Origin of the sequence: Nocardioides sp., assembly GCF_035547795.1 — a bacterium.
GTDB lineage: Bacteria > Actinomycetota > Actinomycetes > Propionibacteriales > Nocardioidaceae > Nocardioides.
Genome location: NZ_DASZUF010000045.1, coordinates 1 through 5,887, shown reverse-complemented (window position 1 = coordinate 5,887; position 5,887 = coordinate 1). Strand labels below are relative to the sequence as shown.

Annotated in this window: 7 protein-coding genes; 4 read left to right on the top strand and 3 right to left on the bottom strand. The window is 69.6% G+C overall.

Annotation, left to right across the window (positions count from 1 at the left end; all coding sequences use genetic code 11):
* A partial coding sequence (locus VHA72_RS03770) for an ImmA/IrrE family metallo-endopeptidase (RefSeq protein ID WP_325573108.1) occupies nucleotides 1-723 on the top strand: 723 nt, incomplete at its 5' end.
* A 286-nt stretch (nucleotides 724-1,009) separates the two neighbouring features.
* On the opposite strand, the gene VHA72_RS03765 is transcribed toward VHA72_RS03770, so the two are convergent.
* Nucleotides 1,010-1,222, bottom strand: coding sequence for a hypothetical protein (locus tag VHA72_RS03765; RefSeq protein WP_325573107.1), 213 nt, complete (start codon nucleotides 1,220-1,222; stop codon nucleotides 1,010-1,012).
* A gap of 493 nt (nucleotides 1,223-1,715) precedes the next feature.
* Here VHA72_RS03765 and VHA72_RS03760 point away from each other — a divergent pair, with 493 nt between their 5' ends.
* Complete coding sequence (locus VHA72_RS03760) at nucleotides 1,716-3,083, top strand: TIM44-like domain-containing protein (protein WP_325573106.1); 1,368 nt, start codon at nucleotides 1,716-1,718, stop codon at nucleotides 3,081-3,083.
* Nucleotides 3,084-3,090: 7 nt separating this feature from the next.
* Here VHA72_RS03760 and VHA72_RS03755 read toward each other — a convergent pair whose 3' ends face one another.
* Nucleotides 3,091-3,714: a class I SAM-dependent methyltransferase gene (locus VHA72_RS03755; RefSeq protein ID WP_325573105.1), complete on the bottom strand. Its 624-nt coding sequence runs from the start codon at nucleotides 3,712-3,714 to the stop codon at nucleotides 3,091-3,093.
* An 83-nt stretch (nucleotides 3,715-3,797) separates the two neighbouring features.
* Nucleotides 3,798-4,166 (bottom strand): hypothetical protein, encoded by a 369-nt coding sequence (locus tag VHA72_RS03750; RefSeq protein ID WP_325573104.1) that lies wholly within the window; start codon nucleotides 4,164-4,166, stop codon nucleotides 3,798-3,800.
* Between the two features lie 120 nt (nucleotides 4,167-4,286).
* On the opposite strand from VHA72_RS03750, the gene VHA72_RS03745 reads away from it, so the two are divergent.
* Complete coding sequence (locus tag VHA72_RS03745; RefSeq protein WP_325573109.1) at nucleotides 4,287-4,706, top strand: MerR family DNA-binding transcriptional regulator; 420 nt, start codon at nucleotides 4,287-4,289, stop codon at nucleotides 4,704-4,706.
* 114 nt (nucleotides 4,707-4,820) lie between these two features.
* Nucleotides 4,821-5,777: an alpha/beta hydrolase family protein gene (locus tag VHA72_RS03740; protein ID WP_325573103.1), complete on the top strand. Its 957-nt coding sequence runs from the start codon at nucleotides 4,821-4,823 to the stop codon at nucleotides 5,775-5,777.
* The last annotated feature ends 110 nt before the right edge of the window (nucleotides 5,778-5,887 follow it).

The window sequence follows — 5,887 nt, the reverse complement described above, 5'->3', positions numbered from 1 at the left end:
TTGCCAGCGGTCGAGGAAGGCACACCCCCCGCGCAGGCAGCGCAACTGCTTCGTCAGGCATGGGGTATCGGGCGAGGTCCGCTGCCGCACCTCGCCGCGACCATGGAGTCTCACGGGATCGTCATCAGCTTGACTCCCATGACGAACGAGTCGGTAGGCAGGGTGAGCGCCTACTCGACAGATGCGCTTGGTCGTCCACTCGTGATCATCACGCCCGAGCGGGCGCATTCCGTGTATCGATACCGATTCACGTGCGCCCATGAGCTTGGCCATCTGCTCCTCCATGCCAACCCGCTACCGGGCGACCGGCAGCAGGAGCGAGAGGCCGACGAGTTCGCCGCGGAGCTCCTCACGCCGCGCGCAGAGATCGAGCCGCTGCTCCCTCGCACCATGAGAATTGCGGCCCTGGACAAGCTGAGCGCTGAGTGGGGTGTCTCTGTCGAGTCCCTCGTACGCCGCATGGGTGAGTTGCGAGTGGTCTCCGATCTCTCGGTGCGGAGGGCCTACCAGCGACTCAGCGCGTCGGCCGAATTTCGCCGCGATGAACCGATCGCCACGTATAAGGGCGAGGTGCCATCTCTGCTGCGCGAGGCGCTCGAGCTCGCCGAGCGTCATGGCCTTACGAGACGGGACCTGGCGATCGAACTCTGTTGGACGGCATCCCATCTGAGCGAGATGCTCGGTGAGGACGACCCCAGGCCCGTGCTCAGCATCGTGCGTTGACGTCGGCCAGCCCAAGCATGGGGGTTTCGAACCGTCATCGAAAAGGCATCAGATATGACCGGCAACGGTTCCGAGACGTTCCGATACTCTTGAAGCTGTCCGAAGCGGAACCTCCTCAACAACCCGAGGTTTCCCAGAGGGACCCGAGGTGTGAGGTAGCCGGGGACAGGTCTCCGATCTTGTCCAGAGGTCACAGGTTCAAATCCTGTCCCCGCTACAAGGTGAAGTGGCCCTCACGATGTGAGGGCCACTTCTGTTCTGTGGGTGCCCAGTGGATCGTCGGACGTCAGACGGTCACGAGGACGATCACGCCGGCCACGATGGCCGCGGCGAAGAGCATGGCAACTCCGAACCGGCGCCACGACGGAGCCCCGAAGGTCACCGCCACGATCAGGCCGACGAACACCATCGTGAGCGCGAGTGCGACGTCGGAGGCGCCGAAGGCCCACACCGCCGACAGCAGGAGGCCCGCCCCGACGCCGAGGACCGCTCCGGACAACGGACCAGGAGACTGCCGGCCCGGAGCACCTGATGGATCCACCGGGACAGCGTCTCACCGCCAGTACGGCGGAGCCGCCGCGGGGCCACCCCGACCGGCCCTGGTTGGTCGTAACCTTGCTCAATGGCAGATCCGGTGCGCTGGTGGGACATGCGGCCGGCACAAGGGCGGCAGGCGAAGACCTATACGTGTGCGATCTGCCACGGCTTGTTCCTGGCGATGGTTCCCAACACGCTGCTGTATCCCGAGGGCGACCGGCAGCGGCGTCGTCATGCACACACCGCGTGCGTGGCGCGGCAGCGTCGGGCGGGCAAGCTCCTGACCAAGGCGGAGTGGGAACGGACCCAACGGCCACCGAGCTCGGGCCGGCGGCCCCGGTGGCGTCGACTCCTCGGTGGGCGACCGGCGGAGGAAGAGCCCGGCCAGCGCTGAAGGGCGATGGCTACCGGCGTACTGTCGAGGAAAGAATCCCACCTCCCGACAAGGCCCCGCCATGGTCCCAGCACCCGTTCGTCGCTCCCGCGTACGTCGACTGGCCCCGCTCGTCGCGTTCACCGCCGGGCTGGCTCTGCTGCCGGTTCTGCTGGAGCCGACTGCGGCGTACGCCCGTGGCGGTGGTGGCCGCGGCGGCTTCGGGGGTGGCGGTGGCGGCTTCGGTGGCGGAGGCGGGGGCGTCCATTTCGGCGGGGGAGGCGGGTTCCTCTTCCTCGGTGGGGGCGGCGGGGGCGGCACGCTGCTGGTCATCATCATCCTGGCGATCGTGGCGTACTCCCTGTTCAAGAGCTGGTCCGCGCGCCGGGCGGCGAAGCACCGGACGAACACCACCAGCGATCGGGTGGCTCACCGCGCCAACAAGGAGGCTCGGGCGCGTGCGGCGCGCGTCGAGGCCGAGGTCGACGCCCTGGCCGCCAGCGACGCCACCTTCGACGTGGAGACGCTCAAGTCCCGCGCCGCGACTCTCTATGTGCAGGCTCAGCGCGCCTGGACCGCGCGTGACGACGCGACGCTCAGGGCGATCCTGGCCCCGGTCCTGTACGGCAAGTGGGCCGAGCAGCTGCGCGAGTACGAGGCGCGCGGCGAGGTGAACGTCGTCGAGATCGTCCGCGGGCCGGACGTCGAGATGGTCAACGTCGCCAACCGTGCCGGCGAGACCGACGACACCGTGACCTTCCGCATCACGGCGACACTGAACGACTACGTCGTCAACGGTCGTTCCGGGATGCGCTTGACCCGCAACGACCGCTCGACACGCCCGGTCGAGTACTGGACACTTCGCAAGAACGCTGCGGGCGAGTGGATCGTCGTCTCCGTCGAGCAGGCCGAGGACGGCAGCCACCACCTCTCCGATGCGATCGAGACCGACACCTGGAACCAGAAGGCGGTGGCCCGCGACGCCATGCTGGAGGTCGCCGGACGTACGACGGCGCCGCGGGTGTCCGACGTACTCTCCCTGACGAGCGTCTCGTGGGCCGACGACGCCGACGAGGCGGCTGCCGACCTGAGTCTGGTCGACGCGCGCTTCGACAAGTCGGTGCTCGAGGTCGCCATCAGCCAGTTCCTGGAGGAATGGCAGATGAACGACGGCAGCCTCGACTTCACCGCGGTCCGCACGCCCAACCGCACCGTCATGCGAACCGCCACGATCCGCGGGATCGAGGTGCGCGAACTCGTCTCCCGCGAGCCGATCGTGTTCCGGGTCGCGGTCGAGACGGAGGGGATCTACTACGAGGTCGACCGCAGGACCGAGGAGGTCGTCGCGGGTGACGCACATGCCAGTCGGGCGATGTCGTTCGTCTTCACGATGCGCCTGGACGCGACCGGGCGAGGGTGGACGGTGACGGCGGTCGACGTGGCCGGCTGATCTGCGCTCAGGCGCCCTTGGTCGCCGTGCACAGGAACAGGCCGAACTCGCGGTCACCCTTGAGGACGGTGGTGGCGTCGACGAAGGCGACGTCGGTGAAGCCGGCGCGGCTCAGCTGCTCGGCAAGGCGTTGCCTGTCGAATCCGTGGTGTCCCGCGAAGTCGGCCTTGTCGGCGTGGAAGGCACCGTCGGGATCCTCGTCCAGGTCGGCGATGGCCAGCCGGCCGCCGTCGACCAGCAGCCCCGCCACGGACCGCAACAGTCCCTCCACGTCCTGCACGTGGTGCAGGGCCATGGAGCTCCATGCCACGTCGTAGACCCCGTCGAGCCGGTCGACCGTCAGGTCCGCCCGGACGGCGCGCAGTCGGTCGCCGAGGCCGGCCGCCTCGATCCGGCGCCGCGCGACCTCCACCATCCCGGCGGAGGGGTCGGTCACCAGCACCGAGCCGACCCGGTCGGCGAGCAGGATGCTCAGCCGGCCGGTGCCGCCACCGATGTCGAGGGCGTTCATCTGGGGGTCGAGGTGCACGGCCTCCTCGATGGCCCGGGCCACCGCGACCTGTCGCTTCTCGTGGCCGGGGTCGTCATCCCACGTCGCCGCCTCGTGGTCGAATCGCTCGTGTTCGTGCACGTGCTCGACCCTAGTCCCGGCGCGCCCGACCCGGAACCGCCTGCCCGGCCGGCCCGAGCCGAGACAGCATCCCCCGTGCTCGCCTACTCGGCGCCGGGCACGGAGATCCTCAGATGCCGTGGGCCGTCGCCCCAGGAGATCGACCACGACGAATCCCCGTCGTCGAGCCCGTCGTCGTCCTCGTCATCCTCCATGGTGTAGCTGCGGAGCAGATCGGGGTCGTAGTCGTCCCGTATGACGAAGCCCATGCTGCGGAGGTCGGCCACGGTCGGGAGTACGTCGTCGAACAGGCCGGCCACGCGGCCGTCGAGGTGGAAGAGCCCCTCGACCGTGCCCGAGCGGACGAGGGCGGAGACGGTCGCCGGGTCGAGGCCGGAGGCCCGGCAGAAGTCCTCGAGCAGCAGGAGGCTGCGTCCTCGGAGCAGTGGCTTGGGCTCGTCCGGGGTGTCCACGAGCCGAGTCTGGCACCCGCCGACGAGGCTGCGGAGCCATCCGCGCACCCTGTGACTTCAAGGACTTGAAGTTCCCACCGCGATGCGACGAGCACACGGACGGCCCAGCGGGCCCACACGATCAAGGAGGCGGCAGCACTGACCGCGCTGCCGGCCAGCACGCTGCGCTACTACGAGTCGATCGGGATGGTCGCACCCATCAGCCGTGGCAGCAGCAGGCACCGGGTCTGCGACGAGGACGACCTGGACCAGCTGATGTGGGTCGCCTGCCTGGCCGCGACCGGGATGCCCGTGAGCGGCAGGCGCCAGTACGTCGCCAACCGGGAGCTCGGTCCCGACACCGCAGCGGCGCAGATCGGGCTGCTCGCCAAGCAGGACCGGCGGCTCACCGAGGAGGCCGAGAGGAGGCCGAGCAGATCGCGGCGGCAGCGGTACGTCCGGCTGAAGATCGACTACTGGCGCGCGGTGCACGCCGGGGAACGAGGCCCCGCCGAGCGGCTCTCGACCGAGGCTTGTGCACTCGCCGACGGCCTCAAGTGACACCAGCGTCGCTGATCACCAACGAGACCTGAGGCCGGCTCTTTCCCCTGTGACCCTTGTCACGGCCCTCTAACTAGCGTTACGTTACTAACGAAACGCTAGGAAGGAGGCGCCGTGGCGCGCACAAGCTCGCTCACCGAGCGGTGGAGGGCGACCGGCCGGCACCGGGTGGAGACCCTGGACGTCCCGGCCTGGACCGTCGTCGACGGCCGGTCGGTCGCCGTCTTCGCACAATTCCCCACCGAGGTCGCGGAGCCGGCGCCCGTGGTCGTCCTGGCGCACGGCCTGGGCGGCGACCACCGCGGCTACGCCGCGCTGGGCGCGCGGCTGGCCGGGCACGGCCACGTCGTACTCCATCCTCAGTTCCTCGACTCCTTCGCTCTGGCCGCGTCGCGGCTGGGGATGGGGCCGGGCGAGGAGCACACCTGGCCGCGCGACCCGCGGCACCGGGCGGCGATGCACGAGATGCTGTTCGATCCCACCCACTGGATGGCTCGGGTGGCGCGCGTCCACGCCGTGCTTGACTCGCTGGCCACGCAGACCCATCTGCCCGTGGCGTTGCGACCCGATCGGGTGATCCTGGCTGGCCATTCGTACGGCGCCTACACCGCGCAGTTGGTCCTCGGCACCCGGCTCGAAGGCGTCGGCATCGACGACAGCCTGCGCCATCCGGCGGCGTGTGCCGGATTGCTCCTCTCGCCGCAGGGGAGCGGCGACCGCGGCCTGACGCCGCGGTCCTGGGATGAGGTGGCGACTCCGGTGCTGGTGGTGACCGCCACCGCTGACCGGGGACCGCACGGCGAGGGGCTGTCGTGGCGCCGCGAGCCGTTCGACGCGGCGCCGGCGCCGCTCAAGCACCTGGCCGTCGTCCAGGGCGGCGACCACCTGCTCGGCGGCATCGATCGTCGTGCGGACGAGGCGCCCACCGATCCGGCGGTCAGCGAAGCGGTCGCGACGCTCTGCGCCGCCTTCGCCGACCTGGTGAACGGCGATCCCGCTGCCGGCCGCTGGCTGCGGGCCGACCCGTTCCCCGAGATCTTCCACCATGAGTTCAGAGAGGACGTCGCATGAGTAGCCCTGTGTCAACGTCAGGCGGCTTCGGCACTGTTGAGCAGCGCTTGGAGTGCGCCGTGCTGGTCGGGGTTGTAGGCGACCTCGTCGTGCCAGCAGCGCCAGATCAC